The sequence below is a fragment of the Roseovarius faecimaris genome, assembly GCF_009762325.1.
Taxonomy (GTDB): Bacteria; Pseudomonadota; Alphaproteobacteria; order Rhodobacterales; family Rhodobacteraceae; genus Roseovarius; species Roseovarius faecimaris.
Window position 1 is genome coordinate 1,350,408 of the sequence record NZ_CP034348.1, and the last position, 25,833, is coordinate 1,376,240.

Consider the following 25,833-nt stretch of genomic DNA (forward strand, 5'->3'; position numbering starts at 1 on the left):
GCGGCATCAGGGGTTTGCTCGTCGAGCTTTGCAGCTCGCCTCGCGAGGCCGCCCGTAAAGGCGGATGAGCGGCGGGGTTACTCCGCCGCTTTCAGCTCAAAGCCTTTTTCGATCTGGTCCGACGGGGCAACGGGGTATTCGCCCGAGAAGCAGGCATCACAATATTGCGGACATTTGGCGTTGCGGCCCGACGCCTCGCCCACGGCGCGGTAGAGACCGTCGAGGGTGATGAATTTCAGGCTGTCCACCGCCAGGTGGTCGCGCATTTCGTCCTCGGACATGGTCGCGGCCAGAAGTTTCTCGCGCTGCGGTGTGTCCACGCCATAAAAGCAGGGCCAGGCCGTGGGCGGGCTGGCGATACGGAAATGCACCTCTTTCGCCCCGGCATCGAGGATCATTTCCTTGATCTTGCGGCTGGTGGTGCCGCGCACCACGCTGTCATCCACCAGGATGACCCGCTTGTCCTTGATCAGCGCGCGGTTGACGTTGAGCTTGAGCCGCACGCCCATGTTGCGGATCTGCTCGGTCGGCTCGATAAAGGTCCGGCCCATATACTGGTTGCGGATGATGCCCATCGCATAGGGGATGCCGCTTTCGTGGCTATAGCCTATGGCCGCCGGCGTGCCTGAATCGGGCACCGGGCAGACAATATCGGCCTCGACCGGAGCTTCGCGCGCAAGCTCGATACCGATCTGCCGCCGGGTTTCATAGACCGAGCGGCCACCGATGATGCTGTCGGGGCGCGAGAAATAGACATGCTCGAAGATGCAGAAGCGCGGGCTGAGCGGCTTGAAGGGCCGACGGCTTTCGACGCCCTTGTCGGTGATCACCACCATCTCGCCCGGTTCGATCTCGCGCACGAAGGCGGCGCCGATGATGTCCAGCGCGCAGGTCTCGGAGCTGAGCACCCAGCCATCGCCAAGCTGGCCCAGCACCAGCGGGCGCACGCCTAAGGGATCGCGCACGCCGATAAGCTTGGTGCGGGTCATGGCCACGACCGAGAACGCCCCCTCGACCCGGCGCAGCGCGTCTTCCATCCGGTCGGGGATGGTGCGCTGCAAGGAACGCGCCATCAGGTGAATGATGCATTCGCTGTCGGAATTGGACTGGAAGATCGAGCCGCGCTCGATCAATTCGCGACGCAGTGCGTCGGCATTGGTGATGTTGCCGTTATGGGCAATGGCCGCGCCGCCCATCGCAAATTCGCCGAAGAAGGGCTGCACGTCGCGGATCACCGGCGCTTTGCCTCCGGCGGTGGAATAGCGCACATGGCCGATGGAGAGCGGCCCCGGCAGGGTTTCCATCAGCGACTGCTTGGTGAAATTGTCGCGCACATAGCCGAAGCGGCGGGCGTGGTTGAAGCCGTGATCGGGGTGGTGGCAGACGATGCCGCCCGCCTCCTGCCCGCGGTGCTGCAGGGCATGCAGGCCAAGGGCCACGAAATTCGCCGCATCGGTCACACCGATCACGCCGAAAATCCCACACTCCTCGTGCAGCTTGTCATCATCGAAAGGGTGAGCGGGGGGCATTTGCTTGGACAAGACGGGGCAGCTCCGAATCCACTGGCGTCACGTATCCTTTACATAAGGGCTCGGGCGCGGTCTGTCACCCGCCGATCCGCGCTCAGCCCGGGTTGTTATGCCGCAGAAGAGGATTTTTCCGTCACAGCGGGGCGCAAGACGCAGCCGGGATGGGCCCTGGAAGGGCGCGCCCCGGCCCGGTCAAAGGCGCGACAGGATCACTCCGGCGACCAGCAGCACACCGGAGAGCAGGCGCGTCGGGGAGATTTCGCGCACGGTGAGCCCGAACGCCCCGTAATGGTCGAGCACGAGGGCGGCGCCGATCTGGCCCAGCACCACCAGCCCGGTGACGGTGAGTACGCCCAGAACCGGCACACTCCAGAGCGCGCTGAAGACGAAAAACGCGCCCAACGCTCCACCGACGAGAAGCCATGACGGCAAAGAGGGCAGGGCGGTGAAGGTGTGTGCATCCCCGAACAGGATGGTGCAAAGCAGCAAAAGCAAGAAGCCCACGCCGAAGGAGATCGTCGCCGCGGCGATCGGGCTGCCGAGGCCGCGATAAAGTGCGGCGTTGATCGGGGCCTGCACTGCGATCACCACACCCGCGGCGACCATCAGCCCCATGGCTATCGGCGCGGTCGGGGGCATCGCGGCGCGGCTTACTCGGCGGGCGCGCAGGCGCCGACGAGCTGTTCATATTTCTGGGTGATCCAGCCGAGCGCCGCTTGCGGGTCCTGGTTTTCGATCCCGTCGGTCAGCCGCGCAAAGACGCGGGCCGAGCGGCTGTCGTCGATGATCTGGATGTTTTGCGCGCTGATCACCGTCTCATAGACGAAATAGGCAATCGCCACGAGCAGCACGCCGCGCGCCACGCCAAAGAGGAAGCCGAGCCCCTGGTCGATCCCGCCAAGCGCCGAGCGCTGCACCAGCGAGGAAAACAGCGGCGTGATCAGCGAGGCGACGATGAGCGCCCCGGCAAAAACAACGGCGAAGGCCCCGAACATCGACAATTCGCAACTGTCGGCGATGAAATCGCCCGCAACGGGGATTTCCTTGACCAGCGGTTCCACCTGCGGGGCGAAGAGGAAGGCGACGACGCCCGCCGCGATCCAGCCCGCGATGGCCAGCGCCTCGCGCACGAAGCCGCGCGAATAGGCCAGGAGTGCCGACAGAACGATGACAACGGCCACGATGCCGTCGATGATGGTGAAGCCGTCCATGATGCGTGTTCCTGTCCCTCTTGCGCGCCTACCCTGCGCCGAAAATATCACCAACCAATCCGGCCAGATCGCCAAACTGATTGAGCGTCATGCCGGTCGCTGCGCCCGGCTTGCCGCCGATCGGAGCGATTGCGGCGGTAAAACCAAGTTTTTGCGCTTCTTTCAACCTGTTTTCGGTCTGACCTACCGGACGAAGCGCGCCGGAAAGGCTGATTTCGCCGAAAATCACCGTTTCGGCGGGCAGAGCGGCGTCTTCCCGCGCAGACAGAAGCGCTGTGGCCACGGCCAGATCGGCCGCCGGTTCCGAGATTTTCAGACCGCCGGCGACGTTGAGATAGACGTCAAGCCCGGCAAAGGGGATGCCGCAGCGGGCCTCGAGCACGGCCAGCACCATGGCCAGGCGGGCGCTGTCCCAGCCGACGACGGCACGGCGGGCCTGGGCATGAGGCGAGGGGGCGACAAGCGCCTGCATCTCGACCAGAACGGGCCGGGTGCCTTCGATGCCGGCAAAGACGACGGAGCCGGGCGACGGCTCGCCCCGGCCCGACAGGAAAAGCGCGGAAGGGTTGGCGACCTCAGACAGGCCGCTGCCGGTCATCTCGAACACGCCGATTTCGTCCGCCGGGCCGAAGCGGTTCTTGACCGAGCGCAGGATGCGGAACTGATGCCCGCGCTCGCCTTCGAAATAGAGGACGGTGTCGACCATATGCTCAACCACGCGGGGGCCGGCGATCTGGCCTTCCTTGGTGACATGGCCCACGAGGATGACCGACACGCCCTTGCGCTTGGCGAAGCTGGTCAGCTCATGCGCGGCGGCGCGCACCTGGGCGACGGAGCCGGGGGCGCTGTCCACCGTGTCGGCCCACATGGTCTGAATCGAATCGATGATGACGAGCTGGGGCTTCTCGGTCTCCATCGTGGTCAGGATGTCGCGCAGCGCGGTGGCGGCGGCCAGTTGCACCGGCGCGTCGCCCAGGCCCAGACGCTGTGCGCGCATGCGGACCTGCGCCGAGGCCTCTTCACCCGTCACATAGAGCGTCTTGAGGCCCGATGCGGCAAAGCGGGCAGCGGCCTGCAGCAGCAGCGTGGATTTGCCGATGCCGGGATCGCCGCCGACGAGGATGGCCGAGGCGGGCACGAGGCCGCCGCCAAGCACGCGGTCCAGCTCGGGCATGCCCGAGAGGGTGCGGGGCGGAGGCGCCTCCTCGGTGGCCAGGTCGGTCAGGTGAAGCGGGGTGCCGCGTTTGGCGCCGATGGATTTGGCGCCGGGGCCGGCGGAAAGCGGCGTGTCCTCGGTGATGGTGTTCCAGTCGCCGCAGGCCTCGCAGCGGCCGGACCATTTGGAATGGTGCGCGCCGCAGGCATTGCAGGTGAAGGAGGTTGTGGGTCTGGCCATGACGGCGGTGATGCCCGAAAGGGGTGGCGCGGTCAACGGGCCTGCTCTTCGCGCCCTTGCGTGCGCGTCTCGCGAGGCCGGCCGCAAGGACGGATGAGCGGTTATTCGGCGGCCTTGCGGGGGATATCGATCACCGTGCCGTCGGCGCGCAGGATCTCTTCGTGACCGAGTTCGGGCAGGATCGTGCGCAGCTCGTCCTGTAGCCGTTGCAACTGGCTGGCGGCGACGCTTTCCTCCAGCTCGACCTCATGCACCCAGTGGCGCAGCTCGGTGGTGAGCGCCTTGGCCTTTTCCAGGCGGATGTTGAACTGCGCCACCTCTTCCTGGCGTTGCTTGAGGAAGGCGCGGGCGCGTTCGACCTTGTCGGTGGCGTAGACATCCGCCAGTTCGCGGCTGATATGTGACATCTGCGCCGCGATCTCGAGCAGCGCGGGTTCGAGGCTTTCCAGCTCGGGATGGGTGCGCAGATAGGCCAGCCGCTCGCGCACGGCGTCAAATTCGGAGCTGAGCTGAAAGAGGTTTTCGCGGTCCGCCGAATGGGCGATGGCATAGGCGCGGGCCACGTCCTGCATGCCGATCTCGAACCGGCGATGCGAGTTTTCAAGCTGCATGATGCGGGCGTTCGACGGCAGGTACACACAAAGCAGAACGGCCAGAACCGTGCCCGCGATTTGCGTATACATCCCGGCCTGATCATAGGTGGCCCCGCCGATGCTGACCGGGAGCTCCAGCCAGGGCGCCGCCCCGAACGCGGCCATGCCGGTGAGCAGGAGCAAGATCAGGGCGGTCGCCGCAAAGACGGCCACCGCCAGGCGTTGCAACAGAGACTGGATCAGGAAAAGAATGGAACGAAGCTGCGCGGTCATGACTTTCCCCCCAGAAAGATGACTTATACGAAAGGATAGGCAAGTTTACGCCCAGCGCTGGCAAATCCCGAAGGGGAATTTTGCGGATTTCCGGTCAGGCGGGTGCTTTTAACGCTGGATTAACGGTGAATTGTTTCCTGACTGGAAACAATCCGGTCCTTTTGCGGGGATTTTTCGGTTTTCCAGCCGATGAAGATCGACGCGAGAATGCAGGCGGTAAAGAGATAGAGCCCCCAGGCGGTTTCGATCTTGCCCATGCCGATGCCTTTGGTGAGCGTGATATAGACCGCGATCAGGAAGATATCGGCCATCGCTAGCTTTCCCAGCAGCTGCAGCGCCGGCAGGGTCTTGCGCCGCAAAAGGCCGAAATGGATGAGCGCAAGGCCGATCGTTTTCACATAGGGCGCGAAGAGGGCGAAGAAGGTGACCAGAAGCGCCAGAAACACGTCCGAATCCCACAGGCTTTGCAGGCCGGAGATGACGCTGATTTCCGAAAGGCCAAAGAGCGGCAGAAGCCCCGCGCGCATTAGCGGCGCAAACCAGGCCAACGGGAACAGGACCAGCAGGGCGAGGTTTGCATAGCGCAGCATTCTCAAAGGCCTTTCATCATCTCAATGGCTTTGAGCTATGCGCTGGAGCGCATTGACGCAAGACGCAAGCGTTACTTCAGGATCGACAAAAGATCCGCGTGATCATCGGTCCAGACCGGGGCGCCGTCGTTTTGCAAAGGCGTCCAGCGCGGGTCCGTGCCCAGATCGCCGAGGGCGGCCTCGGACCGGGTCAGCGTGGCGGCGATGGAGGCCCAGTCGGCCGGATCCTGCGCCACATTGCCCGCATAATGCTGTTTGCGCCCAATGAGCCCCTGTGCGTCGGCGGAACGGCCAAGGGGGCGGTCGATCGCGTAATAGCGGTTGGAGATGTGAAAGACGAGGATGCCATCGGGCGCAAGGTGGCGCATGTAGAGGCGGATCGCCTCGTCTGTGGTCAGGTGCACCGGTACACTGTCCGAGCTGTAGGCGTCGATGACGAGGATGTCATAAGCCTGCGGCTCCTGCGCGGCCAGAACGATGCGGGCATCGCCCAGATGCACGGGCGCGTCACCGGCGCAGGCCTCCATGAAGCGGAAATAGCGCGCATCGCGGGCGATGGCCTCGACCATTGGGTCGATCTCGTAGAACTGCCAGTCCTGGCCCGGTTGTGCGTAACAGGCCAGCGAGCCGACGCCGAGCCCCACGACGCCGATGCGTTGCGCATCCCGCCCGCGGGCCGAGGTCATGACCTGCGCCATCGGTCCGTTGGGGTGGTAGTAATAGAGCGGCTCGGGACGGGCGGCGGTATCATCGGCGATGCGCTGGCCGCCATGAATGGTGGTGCCGTTGCCATAGAGCCGCAGGCCCTGCGTTTCGGAGACGAGATGCGTGCCGAAAAAGCTGCGGTCGCGCAGCAGGGCGGTGTCGGGCAGGACGAAGGCCGAGGCGGCAAAGACCGAGGCCATCGCGACATAGGCGCCTGCCGGTTGCGCCCGGGTCAGCAGCAGGGCGACAAAGCCGCCCGCGACCAGCACGAGGGTCAGAGCCGTGGGGTCGGTGCCGGGGATAAGCTGGGTGAGCGCATAGGCGGGCAGGGCGGCGGCAAGGCCGAACCCGGCCCCGCGCAGCAGGGTGGACGCGCGCACCCGCGCCAGAGGCACCAGCATCAGCCCGGCCATCAGAACCGTGGCCCCGGCCTCATACAGCCCGGCAAAGAGCGTGGGCGCGATGATCGAGTTGAAAAGCCCGCCAAGCGCGCCGCCCACGGACATGGTCAGGTAAAAGGCGGTCAGCTGCGACGCGTCGGGCCGTGCGAGATAAAGCGTGCGGTGGGCATAGAGCGCCACGACGAAGAACCCGCCGATCAGGAAGGCCACCTTGGCCCAGCTCATCAGCGGGCCGGTGAGCCCCGCGAAGATCAGCAGCAGGCCAACGAGGACCAGCGCCGTGAGCGGTTTGAACAGACGCTCGGGCATGATTTGGCGGTGGGTGAAGGTGAGCACGAAGGTCAGCAGGTAGAGCGACAGCGGGATCACCCAGACGAGAGGCACAGCACCGATATCGAGGCTGATCTTGGAGGTGACCGACAGCATCAGCGAGGACGGGATGAAGGCGAGGTACGCCCAGAGGATGAGCTGTCGCGGCTGGAGCCGTGCCGGTTTGGCAAAGGCGAAGGTCCGCAGGGCAGGGCCCCGCGCCATCACACCGGAGGCCAGAAGGAACGCGCCCAGGGCGACAAAGCCGATGGCCCAGCCGAAGGTGATGGCACTGACCCCGAAGAGCGGCTCGGCCACAAGGGGGAAGCCCAGAAGCGCCACGAGCGAGCCCAGGTTGGACGCGCCATAGAGGAAATAGGGGTCGTCAGCCGAAGGACCGCCGGAGCGGCCATACCAGAACTGAATGAGCGGCGCATTGGCGCTGAGCGCGAAGAAGGGCAGGCCGACGCCCGCGGCAAAGAGCAGAAGGGTTTGCCAGGCCATCGGACCTGTCGGATCAAAGCGCCAGCCCTCGGGGATGGCCAGCGGCAGGAACAGCAGGGCGGAGGCCCAGACGCCAAGGTGAATGATCAACTGCGCGCGGGGGGCGACATGGCGGGTCAGCAGGTGCGCATAAAGATAGCCCGCGATCAGCACGGTCTGAAAGAACAGCATCGCCGTGGTCCAGACCGCCGGAGAGCCGCCGATGGTCGGCAGCACGATGCGGGCAAACATGGGCTGCACGAAGAAGAGCAGCGAGGCGGAGAGGAAAATCGTCGCCACAAAGAGGATCGGCACGACAGAGCGCGCGGTCTTCGGCGTGTCGGAAATATGCATAATCTGTGCCTTGCCCAGTCCGTTGTTGCCGGGAAAGTGACAGTGAAAAGGGGTGAAAATGGGGCGTGAGCGGTGGAAAATCAGGGCAATTCGGGGCGTTTCAGGCCGGTTATGAGCCGCGCAGCGGCCCGGCCTATCCACCGAGCTACGTCGCACCAAAGATGCGCCATCCATGAGTGGCAGGCCTTTGGCGTGACGGCTGGCTATTTGGTGACGCTGGGCGCATCACTCATTCTGAGTGCGGATGTGGCGGGGATAAAGCGCCCCGGAACGCCTGTGAAGGTCGCCATCCCGGAAGCTGGTGATGGGCGTTGGGGTTACCGCACCGCTTCGATCGGGCCTTCGGCGCTGCCGTGGATAAACTGCTCCATATAGGGATCGCCTGAATGGTCCATATCGGCCACGGGGCCGGTCCACTGGATGACGCCGTCATGCAGCATGGCCACATTGTCGGCGATGGCGCGGACGGAGGTCATGTCATGGGTGATGGTCATGGCGGTGGCGCCCATCTCGGTCACGATCTCGCGGATGAGATCGTTGATCACGCCGGACATGATCGGGTCGAGCCCGGTGGTGGGCTCGTCAAAGAAGATGATCTCGGGCTCGGCGGCGATGGCGCGGGCAAGGCCGACGCGCTTTTGCATGCCGCCCGAGAGCTCGGCGGGGAATTTGTCGGCCTGTTCGGGCTTGAGGCCCACGCGGCGGAGCTTTTCGATCGCGATCTCGCGGGCCTCGTCGCGGGGACGTTTCAAAGACCCGCGCAGCAGGCGGAAGGCGACGTTTTGCCAGACCGGCAGCGAGTCAAACAGAGCACCGCCCTGAAACAGCATCCCGAACCGGGCAAGAAAGGCATCGCGGTCGCCTTTGGTGACGTCCTTGCCGTCAAGCGTGATCAACCCGCTGTCGGGCTGAATGAGGCCAAGGATGCATTTCAGCGCCACGGATTTGCCGGTGCCCGAGCCGCCGATGATCACCATCGAGGTGCCCGACGGGATGGTCAGGTTCACGCCCCGAAGAACATGGTTGTCGCCAAAGGCTTTGCGGACATCCTTCATGTCGATCATAGCGAGAAGAACACCCCCGTGAGCACGAAGTTGGCGGCGAGAATGAGGATCGCGGCAGCCTGGACCGAGCCTTTGGTGGCGCGGCCCACGCCCTGGGCGCCGCGGCCTGAATGCATGCCGAAATAGCAGCCCATGAGGGCCGCGATCACACCGAAGACAGCCCCTTTGACGAGGCTGGAGATGATATCGCGCGCCTCCAGGAAGTTGATCGTGTTGTGCAGGTAGGTGGCGGAGTTGAAGCCGAGCGATTTGGTGGCCACCGTGTAGCCGCCCGCGATGCCGATGATGTCCCCGACCCCGACCAGCAGAGGCACGGTCAGAAGGGCGGCCAGCACACGCGGCACCACGAGATATTTCATCGGGTTGGTGGAGAGGGTGACGAGCGCGTCGATCTGCTCGGTCACTTTCATCGTGGCGATCTCGGCGGCGATGGACGAGGTGACACGCGCGGCGATCATCAGGCCGACCAGCACGGGACCAAGCTCGCGCACCATGCCGATGGCGACGATCTGGGGCACCACGGCCTCGGCGTTGAAGCGCGCGCCGCCGGAATAGATCTGCAAGGCCAGCGCGCCGCCGGTGAAGACCGCCGTCAGGCCCACCACGGGCAGCGACAGCCAGCCCACCTGCAAGAGCGCCACGGCGATTTCGCGCGGGTAGAAGGGCGGGCGGGCCATATGCGAGAAGCTGCGCGCGGCAAAGAGCGAGACGCGGCCCAGCATGGCCAGAGCGGCCAGGGTGTTGCGCCCGATGGCGGCCAGGAAAGAGAGAAGAAAGCTCATCCGCCGATATACCGGCGGGCATATCGCGCCCCGAGCGAGGTAAGGATTTCGTAGCCGATCGTGCCCGCGTAGCCGGCCACGTCATCGACGCCCTGATGCGGCCCGAGCAGGTCGAGCGTCTTGGGGTCCTTGCTGAGATGGGTGATGTCGACGCCCATCATGTCCATCGAGATGCGTCCCGCGAGAGGGCAGGCCTCATCGCCCGCAAAGACCAGCGCCTTGGGCCCCATGGCGCGGATCACCCCATCGGCATAGCCGGCGGATATGGTGGCGATGCGGCGCGGCTCTTCGGTGACAAAGCTGTTGCCATAGCCCACGCTTTCGCCCGGTTCGATGTTGCGGCACTGGATCACCGGAATTTCGAGCGAGGCCACCGGCCGCGCATCCGCATGAGGCAGGCCGCCATAAAGGCCGATGCCAGGCCGGGTAAGATCAAAGTGATATTCCGGGCCAAGCAGAATGCCGCCGGTATTGGACAGGCTCAGCGGTGCGTCGATCCCGTCGGTTATGTCGAGGAACGTCTGAAGCTGCTGGGCGTTCATCGGGTGATCCGGCTCATCGGCGCAGGCCAGATGGCTCATCACAAGGCGCGGGGCTTGACCGAGCGCAATGTCGCGCAGAGCGGCCCATTCGCCCGGCTCCATGCCAAGCCGGTTCATGCCGGTGTCGAGCTGGATGCCAAAGGGATGGCCGGGCAGGCCTTCCACATGGCGGATCATCTGTTCGAGCGAGTTGATCAGCGGGATAAGATCGAGATCGCCGATCATGTCCGTGTCGCCCGCCATATGGCCCGAGAACACATGGATCGCCGGCGCAGGGCCGAGGGCCTGACGCAGGGCCGCGCCTTCCTCGGCCACGGCGACGAAAAAGCTGCGCGCGCCCGCGCGCATCAGCGCCCGACCCACGCGCGCGGCCCCGAGCCCATAGGCATCGGCCTTGACCACCGCGCCGGTCTCGCACCCGGTCAGGGCGTTGAGGGCGCGCCAGTTGGCGACGATGGCGTCGAGATCGATGGTGAGGGTCGCGGTGCTCATGGGGGTTGGTTTTGACATCTCTGCCGGGGGGGTCAAGGGGGAAACGCCGACAGCGCATCGCAATATGCCCGGCTTGGGGCACGGTCATTTTCCGGGCTGCCGGGCAATTGCCTGGGTTGTCGGCTGGGCCTATGGTTGACCGGCTTGGCGCGGTTTGGCCGAGCGGGATTTTGCGTTTGTAATTTAGGGAGTTTCAATATGAAGACGCGCATTTCAGGGATGATTTTGGCCGCCGGGCTGGGCGTGGGCGGGCTGTCCGCTCAGGCGGATGACATGGCAAAAGCAATTGAAAAGATTGAAAAATGCCGAGGCGGGAGCTGTGTGATCCTGTCGATCCGGGGGAAGGGGATCACGCAGGTGCCCCAAGACGTGCTTGACCTGAAGGGGCTGCCGGGGCTGGCGCTGACCGGCACTGCGATCGAGGATTTTTCGCCGCTGGCGACGATCGAGGGGCTGGGCCATCTCAACCTCGGGCGCACCGGGTTTGCCGATCTGACGGTGGTCTCGGGTATGCACGGGCTGCAGGAGCTGGAGCTGGAGCAGAGCAATGTCAGCGATCTGGGGCCGATTGCGGGGCTGACCGGGCTGAAATCCCTGCGATTGGGAGACACGGTGGTGAGCGACCTTGCGCCGCTGGCGGAGATGAAGGCGCTGCAAAAGCTCGACCTGCGCAAATCGGCGGTGACGGATATTGCCCCGCTGGCGGCGCTGACCGCGCTGAAGGATCTGGATATCGGGGATACCAAGATCACCGATTTTGCGCCGCTGGCCGGGCTGCGCAGCCTTGAAAAACTGGATCTGAGGCGCGGCGCGATCTCGGATCTGACGCCGCTGGCGCAGCTGACGGGGCTGGTGGATCTGAGCCTGTCGAACACGAAACTGTCGGATCTGGCCCCGCTGGCCGGGCTGGCCGGTCTGGAAAAGCTGCAACTGGACAAGACCGGGATTTCCGATCTGACCCCACTGGCGGGGCTGAGCCGTCTGCGCTGGCTGACGCTGGGCGATACGCAGGTGAGCGACCTTGCCCCGCTCGCCGGGCTGCCGCAGCTGAGCATTCTTGATCTCAGAGGCACACCGGTGAGCGATGTGACGCCGCTGGGGCAGGTGGCGGTGCTCAGCTCTCTGACGCTGGAGGAGAGTGCGGTCACGGATATCAGCGCGCTGGCGGGGCTGGAATTTCTCACCGATCTGTCCCTGAAGGATACCGGCGTCAGCGATATTTCGGCGGTGCAGAATCTGGTGGCGCTGAAATCACTGACGCTGACCGGGACACAGGTGCGGGATCTGAGCCCGCTGATGGCGCTGCCCGACTTGTCGACGCTGAGACTGGGCAAGGATCACGGGCTGCCGGCTGATCAGATTGCCGCGCTGGAGGCCAGGGGGGTGAAAATCCGCTGAAGGGGAGGTGCCACCGCCCCCTCGGCCGCGCGCCCGCCCACCCACCCCGCGCGCCCGAGGGGGCGGGACCGGTGGCAGGCATCCGATCCGGGAATGTCTGGACAGAGAACGGGCAGGGCCGCCGCCGGGGAGGCGGTTGGCGGGGCCAGGGGCGCGCCGGGGCGGTGATCAGAATTCCTGATCGCCGCCGCGTTGCTGCCAGGGTTTCACAAGGTTGCCAAATCGGGTGAACTGCGCCTCGAAGCTGAGCTCGACCGTGCCGATGGGGCCGTGGCGCTGTTTGCCGATGATCACCTCGGCCTTGCCATGCAGGCGCTCCATCTTCTCCTGCCATTCGGCCATGGCCTCAAGGTTGTCGTCATCGGGTTTTTCACGTTCGGCGTAATATTCGCCGCGATAGACGAACATGACCACGTCGGCATCCTGCTCGATCGAGCCGGATTCGCGAAGGTCCGAAAGCTGCGGGCGCTTGTCGTCGCGGCTTTCCACCTGACGGGACAGCTGGGAGAGGGCGATGACGGGGATGTTGAGCTCTTTCGCGATGGCCTTGAGGCCCATGGAAATCTCGCCGATCTCCTGCACACGGTTATCGGAGGTGCCGCGCACGAGCTGCAGATAGTCGACGATCAGCAGGTCCAGCCCGTGCGTGCGCTTGAGACGGCGGGCGCGGGCGGCCAACTGGCTGATCGGGATCGCGGCGGTGTCGTCGATGAAAAGCGGGCAGGCTTCAAGCTGTTTGGCGGCCTCGACGAAGCGGCGGAACTCGGCCTCGTCCATATCGCCCTGGCGGATCTTGTGGGAGCTGATTTCAGACGCTTCGGCCAGAACCCGGCCGGCGAGCTGCTCGGCGCTCATCTCCAGCGAGAAGAAGCCCACCACGCCGCCATTGACGGCGCCTTGCGTGCCATCGGGATGGGTGCCGTGGCGATAGGCCTTGGCGACGTTGAAGGCGATATTGGTGGCGAGTGAGGTTTTACCCATCGACGGGCGGCCGGCGAGGATGATCAGGTCGGATTTGTGCAGACCGCCCAGCATCTTGTCCATATCCACCAGATCGGTGGCGATGCCGGCGAGCCCGCCATCGCGCTTGTAGGCGGCATTGGCGACGTTGACGGCATCGGTCACGGCCTTGAGGAAGGACTGAAAACCGCTTTCGGTCTGGCCCTGTTCGGCCAGGGTGTAGAGCTTTTGCTCGGCCTCGACGATCTGGTCCTTGGGCTCTGAGTCCACATCAATGCGCTGGGCCTTGCCCGCGATGTCATGGCCAAGCGCGATCAGTTCGCGACGGATCGCCATGTCATAGATCATCTGGGCATAGTCGCGCACCGCGAAAGAGCTGATCGCGGCCCCGGCGAGGCGTGCGAGATACGCCGGGCCACCCAGTTCCTTCAGCCCCTCGTCATCCTCCAGAAACGCCTTGAGCGTGACCGGCGAGGCCAGGTTGTTCTTGGCGATGCGGGCGGCGGCGACGTCGAAGATGCGGGCATGCACGGGGTCATAGAAATGCTGTGGCCCGATGATCGAGGCGACCCTGTCGTACACATCGTTGTTCGTCAGGATCGCCCCCAGGAGTTGCTGCTCGGCCTCGATCGAATGCGGCATGGCCGCCTCGTCGTGGCTTTCGGTTCCTGCCGCGTTGAAACTGGTAATTTCGTTCACGTCTGCCCCACTGTCCCTGTCGTTCTGCCTCTGAGCGTGTTGTTTACCCGATCCCGGCCTGCGCTTCTATCTGGATAAAGCTGTGGACTGTCGCCGGGAAAAAGCGGTGCACAAGCCGGTCACGCGGCTTGGGCCTCTAGATATGGTATCATGCCCATCCCGAATGTCCAAATGCTGTTTGGTTCAGCGATTCGATACGGGCAGGATCGGGGCTTATCCCCAGTGAATTTTATTTATTGTTAACTTCCTGCCACTTACGCGGATCGTTGAGAAATTCCTCGACCCCGTCGAGCGTGGCGGCATCAAACGCGCCTTGCGCGCGGGCTTCGGCGAGCACGTCCCACCAGGTGCAAAGATAGTGCAGCGCGACGCCGTGATCGCCCAGGGTTTTCTCGGTCTCGGGGAAGATGCCGTAATAGAAGATCACCGCCGTGTGGCCGCAGCTCGCCCCGGTCTCGCGAATGGCATCGACAAAGCTGAGCTTGGAGCCGCCATCGGTGGTCAGGTCCTCGACCAGAAGCACCCGTTCGCCCTCGGACATGGCGCCCTCGATGCGGGCGTTGCGGCCATATCCCTTGGGCTTCTTGCGCACATAGGTCATCGGCAAACCCATGCGTTCGGCCACCAGGGCGGCGAAGGGGATGCCCGCCGTTTCGCCACCTGCCACGTTGTCGAACGCCTCGAAGCCTGCGTCGCGCAGCACGGTGACAGTCAGGAAATCCATCAGCGTGGAGCGGATGCGCGGAAAGGAGATCAGCTTGCGGCAGTCGATATAGGTCGGGCTGGGCAGGCCGGAGGCCAGCGTGAAGGGCTCGGCCGCGTTGAAATGAACCGCCTCGATTTCAAGCAGCATGCGCGCGGTCAGGCGGGCGATCTCTTCGCGCGGGGGGTAGGAGGTGGGGATCATGGACAGCTCGCTTCGGGCAGTTTCTGTTGGTCTGGCCTACCGCGTATTGCACTCCGACTTCAACCCGGCACATCCCGGGAAACATCCGGCGACAGCGGCAATGTGATGCTGAACCTGGCGCCCTGGCCCGGGCCGTCGCTATCGGCGTTGGCCTGGCCTGAATGGGCCTTGGCGATCTCGCGCACATTGGCCAGCCCCAGACCGGTCGATGCCTCGCCTCCGGTCGGGGTGGCGGACAGACGTTGAAAACGGCCGAAGGCACGTTGCAGATCGCTTTCGGTGAGGCCCTGGCCGCTATCCGTGACGCTGATCGTGGCCGTGTCCTGCTGCGTGGTCAGATCGACATGAACAGAGCTGCCGCTATGGGTGTATTTCAGAGCGTTGTTGATCAGATTGTCGATGGCCGACACGATCAGCGCGTCGTCGACCGTGGCGGTGACGCCGGGTGCCGGGTCGACATGCAGGCTGATGCTCTTGCGGGCGGCTTCCTCACTGTTGGCCTCGACGGCGATGCTGATCAGGTTGGCCAGATCGCAGGGTTGTGCGCTGATCTGGAGGGCCTCGCTATCGGCGCGGACATGTTCAAGCGCGGCAGAGATCAGGCCGGTCATTCGGTCGGCGCTGTTCATGATCTTGCGAAAACCGGAATCGAGTTTCTCAGTGTCGGGTGTTGCAGCGCCCAGCCGGGCGCGCCCCAGTTCCGCCTGGGCCATGATCACGGATAGCGGGCTGCGAAGATCGTGGGAGACGAGCCCCATCAGGTTGGTTTTCTGCTGGATCTCGTGTCGCAGTTTCGCATACCCGCGCTGCAGGCGGGTATTGAGGGCCGACAGGTCCGAGATCAGGCTCTGCCTGTTGGCTTCTTCTGCGATGCGCCGCAGCTCGGCCTCGGCGCGCAAAGCGAAGATCTGGGCGATCGCCGCGGCGACCTCCGAGTCCCTGATGTGATCCGTTGTGAAGATGGCCAGATGCCCGGCCACGTCGCCCGAGACATCGCGCAGAGGAATGCCGATATAGCCTTCGTATTCGGCATCCTCCGGATAGAGCGCGGCGATCTTGCAGGGAATGATCACGGTTTCGCCTGCGTAGACGCGTGCGCAGGGCGTGCCGGACAGCTCATAGCGGAGGTCTTCGCTTACGTCGTTTTCCTCAAGGGCGAAGAGGGTTCGGGCGTGCGTCGGGGGGTGTCCTTCACCAAAGGTGATGGCGACAAAGGCCGCGTCCAGATACCGGCTGAGCGCGGAGACAAGGCCCGATAAAAGGTCATGGCCGGTCACCCCCGCGATACTGCGCGCGATCAGGAGGATCTGCTGCATTTCCGTGTTATGCGTCGTCATGAAACCCGTGTTCGATCCTAATGAGAATGACGAGCTAAACCGATACTGCGGCGTGTCTAGCCAATTGTGCGGAGCTGATCGCCTGACACTTTCCAGCACAGCTCAAACCCGGGATCGAAGACCGTGACCGGGCCATCGCCCGTGTCGATCTTGTCGGGGTAGCTGGGCGCGGTTTTGTCCAGTGTGATCCTGTCCTCATTGGCGGGCAGGCCATAGAAGGCAGGGCCGTTGAGCGAAGTGAACGCCTCCAGCCGGTCGAGCGCGCCGTCCTCCTCGAAGACCTGGGCAAGGATCGACAGCGTGTTGGTCGCGGTGAAACAGCCCGCGCAGCCGCAGGCGCTTTCCTTGTTGGGGTCGGTATGGGGGGCCGAGTCGGTGCCGAGAAAGAACCGCCCCTCACCGGAGGTGGCCGCCGCGCGCAGGGCAAGCCGGTGCTCCTCGCGCTTGGCGACGGGCAGGCAATAGTAATGCGGCTTGATCCCGCCGACGAGGATATGGTTGCGGTTGATCACCAGGTGATGCGTGGTGATCGTGGCGCCGAGCGTGTCATCGCCCGCGCGCACATAGGCCACCCCGTCGGAGGTGGTGATATGTTCCATGACCACGCGCAACCCGGGCGTCGTGCTGCGGATCGGGTCGAGCACGCGGTCGATGAACACCGCCTCGCGGTCGAAAATGTCGATCTCGGGGTCGGTCACTTCGCCATGCACGCAGAGGGGGCAGCCGATCTCGGCCATGCGCTCCAGCACCGGGCGGACGGTGTCGAAGTTGCGCACGCCGCTGGCGGAATTGGTGGTCGCGCCCGCAGGGTAGAGCTTGACCGCGGTGATCAGGCCAGAGGCATGGGCAGCGGCCAGATCGTCGGGATCGGTGTCCTCGGTCAGATAGAGGGTCATCAGCGGGGTGAAGCTGTGGCCCTCGGGCAGGGCGGCCATGATCCGGTCGCGATAGGCGGCGGCCTCGGCCCCGGTGACCACGGGCGGCACCAGGTTGGGCATGATGATCGCGCGGGCGAAATGGCGCGAGGTTTCGGGCAGAACGGCGCGCAGCATCGCGCCATCGCGCAGATGCAGGTGCCAGTCATCGGGGCGGCGGATCGTGAGGCTCTGGGTCATGGGTGTCGCTTACACAAATGTGGATGCCGGGGCCAGAGGGGTTCTTGGGGCAGAGTATTGAGGCTGGGCGAATGTCGATGCAGGATACCGTCATGACAAATGCGAGCGAAACCTTGCCGGTGAAACTGCCGCTCTGGCCTGAAGACAAGGCTGCGAAGGAGGCGCTGGCCGATGCGCTGGGCAATCTTGAGGGTGGCGCGCTCGACTTTGTGGCAGAGCCGGAGATCGGGTTGGATGTGGTCTGCCTGCGTGCGGCGGATGAACGGGTCTTGGAAGACATGGTGCATCGCTTGCTCACCGTCTATGGCATCAGGATGCGCGTTGGTGCGCCCGCGATTGCCTATCGTGCCACGATCAAGGGGCGGGCCGAGGATCGTTTTGAGCATGAGGTAAAGAGGCGCGGTGAGCGCTATGTCATGCGTGTAGAGGTAAGGGTGGCGCCGGATGATCCGGAGCAGGCCGGGGTTATCGACGAAACGCCACAGATGGGATCACTTGGTGCTGAGCTTGCCGAGCATCTGCGAAGCGGGTTGCAGAGTGTGCTCGATTGCGCCCCGCTGGAGACGTCACCGCTATACGGTCTGCGTGTACAGGTGACCGGGGTCGAGGCCCTGACCCCAAGCGTTTTACCGTCGGGTGTCGCCACCGCCGCGCGGATCTGCCTGCGACGCTGTGTGAAAGCGGCGGGGTTGGTCCTGCTGGAGCCGATCATGCGCTTGGAGGTGCATGCCCCTGTCGCGACCGAAGCCTCTGTGATCAATGATATCCGCTCGCGCCGGGGGCGTGTGATCGCTACCGATGACGCGGGAGACAGCAGCCTGAAGATCAAGGCCGAACTGCCGATGGCCAACCTGTTCGGATATATCAACACCCTGCATCACATAACCGACGGCGCAGGCCGCTTTGAGGCAAGGTTCTCTCATTATCAGCGGGTGCCCGGCTCGGACGATCCTGACGATGCGCCGCCGCTGGCAATGGCGATGTAGCACTTGCCCTGAGCCGTCTTTGGTTCTGAAGATGGCTCATCCTGCTACCTGAGCTGGACAGTTCAGCCGTCCACCGGTGGCACGGCCCGCCGGTAGAGATGCCAGGTGGCGTGGCCCAGGATCGGCAGGGTGAAGATCAGGCCCAGAAACGCCGGAAGCATGGACAAAAGCAGCGTGACCGAGATGATCGCCGCCCAGGTGAGCATAACCACCGGGCTTTCCCGCACCACGCGGATGGAGGTCAGCATGGCCGACACGAAATCGGTGTCCCGGTCGAGCAGCATGGGCATGGCGACAACGGTCACGGTGAACAGCACAGCCGACAGAACCGCGCCCGCGCAGGTGCCAATCGCAAGAAAGGTCCAGCCTTCGGGCGTGAAGAAGACGATTTGCAGAAACCCGTCAAAATCCGAGAAGGAGGCATTCTGCAGGATGATCGCCAGCCAAAGCCGGATCTGATACATCCAGACCCAGAAGATGAACAGGGTGACAAAGGCCATCCAGCCCATTTCGCGCTGGCGCTGATTTGCCATCACGGTGAGGATCTCGGACCAGCCGAAGCTGTCGCCCTTTTGCAGGCGGCGCGACATCTCATAAAGCCCGGCAGCGGCGAAGGGGGCGACCAGGGGAAAGCCGACAACAGCGGGAATGACCATCCAGATCTTGCCGAGCCCGACCAGGCTCCAGACAAACAGAAGGCCGAACACCGCATAGAACAGGCCGAAAAAACCGCTCATCACGGGCCGCGCGGCAAAGTCGGCCATACCGGCCCTGAGCGACGCGGTAATGTCATCTTTGGTCACTTTGTTGACGTCGGGCAGAGAGGGCTGCGGCGGTGTCAGATCATCCGGTGCGGAGGATTCCGAGGAGTCGCCGTTGGTGTTGGATGTCATGAGACCCGCCTCCCGAAGCTGGACATCTGACCGGTCGGTTCACCGGCAAGGCCAGCACTGGACCGATGACGCCTGCCGCAGGGTCAAATGTGCCTCAGATGGATCACCGGGGCAAGAGGGGCCGCTCTGCCCTTACACCGCCTCTGACGCCGCTTGATCCTGCATCAGGATGCTCTCGGCCCGGTTCAGCGCCTTGCGGAACGGCGGCGCGTTGCGCTGGGCGAGGACGGCACGGGCCAGGCGCATGGTCAGCAGGTGACGCTCGTCGCGTGTGGTGTGTTTCAGCAGGCTGAACTGGTAGGCCGGATCGGTGCGGCGCGCGCGATAAAGCCGGGCAAGGTTCAGCCGCGTCAGCTTGCCCGCGCTGAGCTGTGCCAGGATACGCAGCATGATCTGCATGCGGTCGAGCGAAATCTCCAGCCGTGGGCCCAGATGGCGCATGCGGAATTTCATCACGTTGGGGCGGGTGAAGAGGGCGGCGTGCATCGCGTCAAGCTCGATCTCGGGGTCATAAAGCACCACCGCGTCTTTGGCGGCATCCAGCATGTCGGGCGCATAGCCATAGCGGTCGTCAAAGGCGACGCGGCGCTGGGCCAGATAACGGTCATCCCATTCCGCGATGCGCGGATCGAGCGTGGCCTGCGGCTGGATCGCCAGCACCCGCGCGCCGGGGGCGGCCACCGAAAACGCCGCCGCCGCATAGCCGCAGGGACCGGCGCCGTAGAAAATCACCCGCTCGAACTCATCGAAGAACCCGTCGTCGATCAGCCGGTCGAAAAACCCGTAGACCTGCCCGTCGCGAAACCAGGTGTCGCCGTTGCTGAGCAGGCTGAGATGCGACCAGCCCAGAGCCTTGACCAGCGGCCAGCCCATCGGATGCGCCTTGGGGCTGTCTTCTTCCACGCGGTCGTGGTTCTCAAAGCTGACCAGAAGCACCGGGCCCTTGGCGCGAAACACCGCGGCATGCGCCGCCCCCAGAGGTTCGACAAAGCCCGCATCGCCGATCATCCCGCCCATCCGCGAGAGCCAATCGGTCCAGTTGAGCCCATCGAGGGGCGCGTCAAATGCATCAGCCTGAGATTGCATACAGCTCGTTCCTTACCGGTCCTGCCTGCCGCTGAGCGGCACCGTGGCCTCGGTCTAGAGGTCAATCTGGGCGAAATTTTGTAAAATCCAAGGGGTTTCTGCGTGAGGCGCTGCTGTGTCGCGCCCCTTGACCTGCGGGGGGGAACGTGCAGGTTTGAGCGCATAAACCAAGATTGAGGCCAGCGGTCATGACGCCAGATTCCATCGACGCCACGCAAGAGATGCTGCAAGGGCAGGATTATATCTGTGGCCGGGCGCTGGCCACGGTGGTGTTTCTCAGCCTGCGGCTGGGGCGCCCCCTGTTCCTGGAAGGTGAGGCAGGAGTGGGCAAGACCGAGATCGCCAAGGCGCTGGCATCGGCGCTGGGCCGCCGCCTGATCCGGCTGCAATGCTATGAGGGGCTGGATGCGTCCTCGGCGGTCTATGAATGGAACTTCGCCGAACAGATGATCGCCATTCGCGCAGCCGAAGCCTCGGGCGGGGTGGACCGCGAAAGCCTCAAGGACGAGCTTTTCACCGAGGAGTACCTGATCGAACGGCCCTTGTTGCAGGCGATGCGCCCGCAGCCGGGCGGCGCGCCTGTCCTGCTGATCGACGAGCTTGACCGCACCGATGAGCCGTTCGAGGCCTTCCTGCTGGAAGCACTGAGCGATTTTCAGGTGACGATCCCGGAGCTGGGCACAATAAAGGCGCCGGAGCCGCCGATCGTCATCCTGACCTCGAACCGCACGCGCGAGGTGCATGATGCACTCAAGCGCCGCTGCCTCTATCACTGGGTCGATTACCCCGGTTTCGAGCGCGAGATCGAGATCCTGCAGGCCCGTGCGCCCGAAGCAGCCGAAAGCCTCAGCCGCGAGGTGGTGGCCTTCGTGCAGGCTTTGCGCACCGAGGATCTGTTCAAGAAACCGGGCGTGGCCGAGACCATCGACTGGGCCAAATGCCTGCTGGCTTTGGATGTCATCTCGCTTTCCCCCGAAGTCATCGCCGACACGCTGGGCGCGATCCTGAAATACCAGGACGATATCCAGAAATTGCAGGGGTCCGAGGCCAAACGTATTCTGGACGAGGCCAAGGCCAGCCTGGAGCCGGCATGATCTTTCATTGTTCCAAAAATACTCAAAATCCGACAGATGCCTGAATATGCCCCGCTCGATCTGCCCGAGCACCCGAAGCTCACTCATAACATCACCCATTTCGCACGCGCGCTTCGCAAGGCCGGGCTGCCGGTGGGACCGGGGCGGGTGGTGGATGCGATCCGGGCGGTGGAAGCGGCGGGGTTCACCTCGCAGCGCGATTTTTTCTACACCCTGCGCGCCTGTTTCGTGAACCGGCCCGAGCATCGCGCGGTCTTTGCCCAGATCTTCCGGCTCTACTGGCGCGACCCGCGCTATATGGAACATATGATGGCGATGATGCTGCCCGCCATTCGCGGCGTGCAGGAGGAGCGGGCGGCACAAGCGGGCGAAAAACGCGCGGCGGAGGCGCTGCTGGATGGGCAGCAGCCCGACCTTCCCGAGGCCGACACGCAAGGGACGGACGAGGAGACGGTGATCGAGGTCGATGCCTCGCTCACCATCTCGACCGAGGAACGCCTGCGCACGCTGGATTTCGAACAGATGAGCGTGGCCGAGATCGCCGAAGCCAAGCGTATGCTCGCCAAGCTTACCCTGCCGGTGCAGCCCTTGCCCTCGCGCCGGGGCCAGCCCAGCCATACCGGCCACCGGATCGATGCCCGCAAGACGCTGCGCGCGGCGATGCGGCGGGGGGGCGAGATGCGGCGCATTCACCTGACCAAGCCACGCCCGCGCTGGCCCAACCTGGTGGTGCTCTGCGATATCTCCGGCTCGATGAGCCAGTACAGCCGCATGGTGCTGCATTTCCTGCATGCGGTGGCCAATGAGAAAGGCGCGGGCTGGGCGAAGGTGCATGCCTTCACTTTCGGTACGCGGCTGACGAACATCACCCGGCATCTGGCGACGCGGGACGTGGACGCGGCGCTGGCCGCCGCCGGGCAGGAGGCGCAGGACTGGGAGGGCGGCACGCGGATCGGGGCCTGCCTGCATGCCTTCAACCGCGACTGGTCGCGCCGGGTCATGGGGCAGGGGGCAGTGGTGCTGTTGATCACCGACGGGCTGGATCGCGACGACCCCGGCGCGCTGTCGCATGAGATGCAGCGGCTGCACCTGTCGGCGCGGCGGCTGATCTGGCTCAACCCGCTGTTGCGCTGGGAGGGGTTCGCGCCCAAGGCCACAGGCATCCGCGCGATGCTGCCGCATGTGGACACGTTCCGCGCGGGCCACTCGATCGCCACGCTGGAGGCGCTGGCCGAGGCGCTTTCACGCCCCGACGATGCGGGCGAGAAGGCGCGGCTGATGGCGCAGCTTTGACAGGCGGGCGTGATCCAGTTGAGCGCTACCGCGCGCCTTCATTCAGACATCCCTGACGCGACGCCAGGTTGACAACTGGTCGCACCTGCATCGGCGGGGCTGGAAAACGTCTGTTCGGTATTATATATTCACAAACATGAATATGAATCGGAGGGCGATCTCATGCCACTGAACTGGAAATCGGGCGGGCTCTTGCTGGGCCTTGTCTTCTTTGCCGCCGTGCTCCTGGTGAAACCCATCGGGGTCAGCACGCAATTTGTCATCTTTGACGCCATGTTGGGCGATCTGGCCAGTCCCGGCCTGATCACCGAGACGGAGGAGGGCTATACCTCCACCAATGCCTATCTGGCCAAGTCCGGCGGGAAATACGCCAAGAACGCGGCCAACCCGCTGAACTACAGCTTTGTCTTCGTGCTGGCGATGATGGTAGGGGCCTTTGCCTCGGCCATGCTGCGCGGCGGCGTGGGGGCGGATGAACGGCGCCTGCCCGCGATCTGGCGCGCAAATTTCGGAGACACGCCCGCCAAGCGCTATGCGGTGGCCTTTCTTGGCGGGTTCATTGTGCTTTACGGGGCGCGCCTTGCGGGTGGGTGCACCTCGGGGCACATGATGTCGGGGATGATGCAGACCGCCGTGTCGGGCTATATCTTCGCCGCCGGTGCCTTTGCCGCCGCCATTCCCGTTGCCATCATGATGTACAGACAGGAGGCCTGAGCCATGACGTCGATTTTACTTGCTGTTGTGATCGGGGCCGCGTTCGGCGCGGTTCTGGACCGGATCGGGGCCACCAACCCCAACTGGATTGGCCGGATGCTGAACCTGACCAATCTGCACCTGATGAAGACCATTCTGCTGGCGATCGGCACAGGCTCGGTCCTGATGTTCGGCGGGCAGATGCTGGGCCTGGTCGATGTCGGCCATATGAGCGTGAAGACGGCCTATGCCGGTGTCTTCATCGGCGGGCTTCTGCTGGGCGCGGGCTGGGCGGCGTCGGGCTATTGTCCGGGCACCGGGCTTGGCGCGGCGGCGGCCGGGCGCAAGGACGCCTGGTTCTTCATCGCAGGCGGGCTTGTCGGTGCCGCGGCCTATATGGTGAGCTACCCGATGTGGAAGGCGAGCGGCCTTCTGGAGGGCGAAAAGCTGACCATCGGTGCTGTGCCGGGGGCCAAATATGACGCGCTGACCGGGCTGTCGGGCGATCTGGTGGGGATCGTGCTGGGGCTGATCTTCGTGGCCGTGGCCTTTGCCTTGCCCGAGCGTCTGCGCGGGCAGGAGGTCGCCGTTCCGGCGGAGTAATCCCGCGACCTGAAAAACGGATTTGTGCAATGCCTCCCCGCGCTTCATAGTGAGCGCGGGGAGGTTTTTTCATGGACCGATTTGACGACATTCCCGAAACCGCGCTGCGCTGGTACCGCGAGGGCAAGGGCGCGGCGCTGGCCACGGTGGTGCAGACCTGGGGCAGCGCGCCGCGCCGGGTGGGCAGCCAGCTGGCGATTTCGGGCGAAGGCGAGATTGCCGGCTCGGTTTCGGGCGGCTGTGTCGAGGGCGCGGTGGTGGCCGAGGCGCTGGATGCGATCGACGAGGGCAGGCCGGTGATGCTGGAATACGGGGTCAGCGACGGCGATGCCTTTGCTGTGGGGCTGGCCTGTGGCGGCACGATCCGGGTGCTGGTCGAGCCGGTGGGCCGCGTCATGCCCGAGGCGCTTCTGGATGATCTGGTGCTGGCGCGTGCGTCCCGCGTGCCGGTGGCCTATGTGACCGGGATGACCGCCGAGCGGCGGCTGGAGCAGGACGGGCACGAGGCGCGCTTTCGCATGGACCGCTCGGGCTTTGAGGAAGATGGCGAAACCTTCGTGGCCATTCACAACCCGCCTTTGCGGCTGATTATCGTGGGGGCTGTGCATATCGCGCAGGCGCTGGTGCCGATGGCGCGGATCGCGGGGTATGATCCGCTTCTGATCGACCCGCGCGAGAGCTTTGGCAGCGCCGAGCGCTTTCCCGGTGAGACGATCCTGCATGACTGGCCCGATGAGGGGGTGCAGGCCTATGGGCTGGATGCGCGCACGGCGCTGGTGTTGCTGACGCATGACCCCAAGCTGGACGATCCGGCGCTGATGCAGGCGCTGCGCTCGGAGGTGTTTTATATCGGCGCGCTGGGGTCCACCCGGACCCATGCCAAGCGGGTGGAGCGGTTGCAGGCGGCGGGGTTCTCGGACGCCGAGATCGGGCGCATTCATGGCCCCGTGGGGCTGAATATCGGGGCCGCCGGGCCGCCGGAGATCGCCGTGAGCATCCTGGCGCAGATGACCCAGGTTCTGAGGCAGGGCGCATGAAATTTGGCCCGGTGCCCGTGGCCGAGGCGGAAGGCGCCATTCTGGCCCATTCGCTGCATCTGTCGGGCGGGCGGCTGCGCAAGGGGGTGCGGCTGACGGCGGAGCATGTGGCGACGCTGCGGGACGCGGGGCAGACCGAGATCACCGTCGCGCGGCTTGAGCCGGGCGACGTGCATGAGGACGCCGCCGCGCTGGCGCTGGCGGAGGCCGCGGCGGAGGGGGCATCAAGCCTGCACCTGAGCGCGCCCTTCACCGGACGGGTGAACCTGATCGCGGACCGGCCGGGGGTGGTTGTTCTGGATCCCGACAAGGTCATCGCGGCCAACGAGGTGGACCCGATGATCACCGTGGCCTGTGTTCCGGCCTGTCATCAGGTGCTGAAGGGCGGGATGATCGCCACGATCAAGATCATCTCCTACGCGGTGTCCGAGGCGGCGCTGGCCGAGGCCTGTGCACGCATTCGCGGGGCGCTGGGGCTGGCCGTGCCGGTTCATGGCAGCGCCAGCCTGATCATCACCGACATTCCCGGCGGGCCGGGCGACAAGGGCCGGGCCGCGATTGAGGCCCGGCTGGGCGCTCTTGATATGCGGCTGGAGGAGCTGCGGCTCTGCGCCCATGACGACGCGGCGCTGGCCGGGGAAATCGCCGCGGCGACGGGCGATCTGGTGCTGATCCTGACGGGATCGGCCACATCGGACCTGCGCGACACAGCGCCCGAGGCGCTGCGCATGGCGGGGGGCAAGGTGACGCGCTTTGGCATTCCGGTTGATCCGGGGAACCTGCTTTTTCTGGGTGAACTCGGTGAAAAGCCGGTGATCGGCCTGCCGGGCAGCGCGCGCTCACCTGTGTTGCACGGGGCGGATTGGGTGCTTGCACGGGTGGCCTGCGGGCTTGAAATCAGCCCGCGCGATTTCGCGGCGATGGGCGTTGGGGGGCTGTTGAAGGAAATCCCGACGCGCCCGCAGCCGCGCCGGGGCTAGGGCGGCCCCGCGCAATCCGGGCCGGGTG

The 25,833-nt window shown here is 64.7% G+C and carries 24 protein-coding genes; 8 read left to right on the plus strand and 16 right to left on the minus strand.

Translation table 11 applies throughout. The features are described from left to right. Nucleotides 1-77: 77 nt before the first annotated feature. From purF to alr, 10 genes are all read right to left on the minus strand, one after another. A complete protein-coding gene (gene purF, locus EI983_RS07090) occupies nt 78-1,529 on the minus strand; it encodes an amidophosphoribosyltransferase (RefSeq protein WP_198389389.1) in 1,452 nt (483 codons plus the stop codon). A 192-nt stretch (nt 1,530-1,721) separates the two neighbouring features. Next, nucleotides 1,722-2,168 carry a DMT family transporter gene (locus EI983_RS07095; RefSeq protein WP_157706679.1) on the minus strand — a complete coding sequence of 149 codons (447 nt, stop codon included), beginning with the start codon at nt 2,166-2,168 and terminating at the stop codon, nt 1,722-1,724. An 11-nt stretch (nt 2,169-2,179) separates the two neighbouring features. Beyond that, nucleotides 2,180-2,740, minus strand: a complete 561-nt coding sequence (locus tag EI983_RS07100; protein ID WP_157706680.1) for a CvpA family protein — start codon at nt 2,738-2,740, stop codon at nt 2,180-2,182. Nucleotides 2,741-2,768: 28 nt separating this feature from the next. After that, nucleotides 2,769-4,136 (minus strand): DNA repair protein RadA, encoded by a 1,368-nt coding sequence (gene radA, locus EI983_RS07105; protein WP_157706681.1) that lies wholly within the window; start codon nt 4,134-4,136, stop codon nt 2,769-2,771. Nucleotides 4,137-4,237: 101 nt separating this feature from the next. Beyond that, a complete protein-coding gene (locus EI983_RS07110) occupies nt 4,238-5,002 on the minus strand; it encodes a DNA repair protein (protein ID WP_157706682.1) in 765 nt (254 codons plus the stop codon). Between the two features lie 119 nt (nt 5,003-5,121). Beyond that, on the minus strand, nt 5,122-5,592 hold the full coding sequence (locus EI983_RS07115) for a paraquat-inducible protein A (RefSeq protein WP_157706683.1): 471 nt from the start codon (nt 5,590-5,592) through the stop codon (nt 5,122-5,124). 71 nt (nt 5,593-5,663) lie between these two features. Further along, complete coding sequence (locus EI983_RS07120; protein ID WP_157706684.1) at nt 5,664-7,844, minus strand: fused MFS/spermidine synthase; 2,181 nt, start codon at nt 7,842-7,844, stop codon at nt 5,664-5,666. A 317-nt stretch (nt 7,845-8,161) separates the two neighbouring features. Continuing rightward, on the minus strand, nt 8,162-8,908 hold the full coding sequence (locus EI983_RS07125) for an ABC transporter ATP-binding protein (RefSeq protein ID WP_157706685.1): 747 nt from the start codon (nt 8,906-8,908) through the stop codon (nt 8,162-8,164). Beyond that, nucleotides 8,905-9,690, minus strand: a complete 786-nt coding sequence (locus tag EI983_RS07130; RefSeq protein WP_157706686.1) for an MlaE family ABC transporter permease — start codon at nt 9,688-9,690, stop codon at nt 8,905-8,907. Before EI983_RS07130 ends, EI983_RS07125 begins: the two co-directional genes overlap by 4 nt. Further along, nucleotides 9,687-10,724 carry an alanine racemase gene (gene alr, locus EI983_RS07135; RefSeq protein WP_157706687.1) on the minus strand — a complete coding sequence of 346 codons (1,038 nt, stop codon included), beginning with the start codon at nt 10,722-10,724 and terminating at the stop codon, nt 9,687-9,689. Before alr ends, EI983_RS07130 begins: the two co-directional genes overlap by 4 nt. A gap of 198 nt (nt 10,725-10,922) precedes the next feature. Between alr and EI983_RS07140 the strand changes: the two genes are divergently transcribed. Next, nucleotides 10,923-12,122 carry a leucine-rich repeat domain-containing protein gene (locus tag EI983_RS07140; RefSeq protein ID WP_157706688.1) on the plus strand — a complete coding sequence of 400 codons (1,200 nt, stop codon included), beginning with the start codon at nt 10,923-10,925 and terminating at the stop codon, nt 12,120-12,122. 168 nt (nt 12,123-12,290) lie between these two features. Here the strand turns inward: EI983_RS07140 and EI983_RS07145 are convergent, their stop codons facing one another. From EI983_RS07145 to pyrC, 4 genes are all read right to left on the minus strand, one after another. After that, a complete protein-coding gene (locus tag EI983_RS07145) occupies nt 12,291-13,781 on the minus strand; it encodes a replicative DNA helicase (RefSeq protein WP_157706689.1) in 1,491 nt (496 codons plus the stop codon). A 229-nt stretch (nt 13,782-14,010) separates the two neighbouring features. Further along, on the minus strand, nt 14,011-14,688 hold the full coding sequence (locus tag EI983_RS07150) for an orotate phosphoribosyltransferase (RefSeq protein ID WP_157706690.1): 678 nt from the start codon (nt 14,686-14,688) through the stop codon (nt 14,011-14,013). Nucleotides 14,689-14,747: 59 nt separating this feature from the next. Continuing rightward, nucleotides 14,748-16,025 carry a sensor histidine kinase gene (locus EI983_RS07155; protein WP_157706691.1) on the minus strand — a complete coding sequence of 426 codons (1,278 nt, stop codon included), beginning with the start codon at nt 16,023-16,025 and terminating at the stop codon, nt 14,748-14,750. Between the two features lie 56 nt (nt 16,026-16,081). Further along, on the minus strand, nt 16,082-17,140 hold the full coding sequence (gene pyrC / locus EI983_RS07160; protein ID WP_157706692.1) for a dihydroorotase: 1,059 nt from the start codon (nt 17,138-17,140) through the stop codon (nt 16,082-16,084). 92 nt (nt 17,141-17,232) lie between these two features. On the opposite strand from pyrC, the gene EI983_RS07165 reads away from it, so the two are divergent. Then, on the plus strand, nt 17,233-18,126 hold the full coding sequence (locus EI983_RS07165; protein ID WP_198389390.1) for a hypothetical protein: 894 nt from the start codon (nt 17,233-17,235) through the stop codon (nt 18,124-18,126). Nucleotides 18,127-18,188: 62 nt separating this feature from the next. Here EI983_RS07165 and EI983_RS07170 read toward each other — a convergent pair whose 3' ends face one another. Both EI983_RS07170 and EI983_RS07175 read right to left on the minus strand, forming a co-directional pair. Beyond that, nucleotides 18,189-19,019: a DUF2189 domain-containing protein gene (locus EI983_RS07170; RefSeq protein WP_157706694.1), complete on the minus strand. Its 831-nt coding sequence runs from the start codon at nt 19,017-19,019 to the stop codon at nt 18,189-18,191. 132 nt (nt 19,020-19,151) lie between these two features. After that, nucleotides 19,152-20,105 (minus strand): phosphoadenosine phosphosulfate reductase, encoded by a 954-nt coding sequence (locus tag EI983_RS07175; RefSeq protein ID WP_157706695.1) that lies wholly within the window; start codon nt 20,103-20,105, stop codon nt 19,152-19,154. Nucleotides 20,106-20,293: 188 nt separating this feature from the next. Between EI983_RS07175 and EI983_RS07180 the strand changes: the two genes are divergently transcribed. The 6 genes from EI983_RS07180 to EI983_RS07205 all read left to right on the plus strand — a co-directional run bounded on the left by EI983_RS07180 (nt 20,294) and on the right by EI983_RS07205 (nt 25,805). Then, the gene (locus EI983_RS07180; RefSeq protein WP_157706696.1) at nt 20,294-21,199 is read left to right on the plus strand and encodes an AAA family ATPase; all 906 of its coding nucleotides are present in this window, start codon (nt 20,294-20,296) and stop codon (nt 21,197-21,199) included. 36 nt (nt 21,200-21,235) lie between these two features. Then, nucleotides 21,236-22,492 (plus strand): vWA domain-containing protein, encoded by a 1,257-nt coding sequence (locus EI983_RS07185; protein WP_157706697.1) that lies wholly within the window; start codon nt 21,236-21,238, stop codon nt 22,490-22,492. 162 nt (nt 22,493-22,654) lie between these two features. Then, entirely contained in the window at nt 22,655-23,206 is a 552-nt protein-coding gene (locus tag EI983_RS07190; protein WP_157706698.1) for a YeeE/YedE thiosulfate transporter family protein, read from the plus strand. Between the two features lie 3 nt (nt 23,207-23,209). Further along, nucleotides 23,210-23,788 (plus strand): YeeE/YedE thiosulfate transporter family protein, encoded by a 579-nt coding sequence (locus tag EI983_RS07195; RefSeq protein WP_157706699.1) that lies wholly within the window; start codon nt 23,210-23,212, stop codon nt 23,786-23,788. Nucleotides 23,789-23,859: 71 nt separating this feature from the next. Further along, on the plus strand, nt 23,860-24,825 hold the full coding sequence (locus tag EI983_RS07200) for an XdhC family protein (RefSeq protein ID WP_157706700.1): 966 nt from the start codon (nt 23,860-23,862) through the stop codon (nt 24,823-24,825). Continuing rightward, nucleotides 24,822-25,805 carry a molybdopterin-binding protein gene (locus EI983_RS07205; RefSeq protein WP_157706701.1) on the plus strand — a complete coding sequence of 328 codons (984 nt, stop codon included), beginning with the start codon at nt 24,822-24,824 and terminating at the stop codon, nt 25,803-25,805. The genes EI983_RS07200 and EI983_RS07205 overlap by 4 nt, the downstream gene beginning before the upstream one ends. Nucleotides 25,806-25,833: the final 28 nt, after the last annotated feature.